The organism is Bartonella taylorii 8TBB (assembly GCF_902825155.1).
In the GTDB taxonomy this organism is placed as follows: Bacteria; Pseudomonadota; Alphaproteobacteria; order Rhizobiales; family Rhizobiaceae; genus Bartonella; species Bartonella taylorii_A.
This window is the reverse complement of sequence record NZ_CADEAG010000215.1, coordinates 1-389: the sequence shown is the minus strand read 5'-3', so window position 1 is coordinate 389 and position 389 is coordinate 1. Positions and strand designations below refer to the sequence as shown.

The following is a 389-nucleotide window of genomic DNA, read 5'->3' as shown; positions in this document are numbered from 1 at the left end:
CGTTTTATCTCTTGTTCTCGCAATTCAAGAAGACGCTTGAGACGATCCATATCGACATCATTTTCTAAAGCTCTTTCTAAAATAAGCTCCATAGCTGTAGGTTTTATTTCACAATCGTTCGTTTTTTTCACTAATTCCGTTTGTGTAGTAATTAGTTCACTCATCTTGATTTCCTCCTATTTGAGCGCAATTCCCCCGTGGCGTGAATCACGCTTGTGTTTAAAAGTTGTTTGTGTGGTTAGAAATGGCTTATGTAGCTTGGATAGATTGTTGAATATTCACTTTTGGAGATGATTGAAGTTTCTCCACGAATTTCAAAATTACCAGAAATATCTATATTATCGAATAACATATACTTTATCTTGAATTCTAATATCTCCAGAAATGTG

1 pseudogene is annotated in these 389 nt (G+C 34.4%); it reads right to left on the bottom strand.

What is annotated here, in order from left to right:
- Positions 1 to 164, bottom strand: a pseudogene (locus J7R13_RS09765) (ERF family protein); the annotation flags it as partial.
- Between the last annotated feature and the right edge of the window lie 225 nt (positions 165 to 389).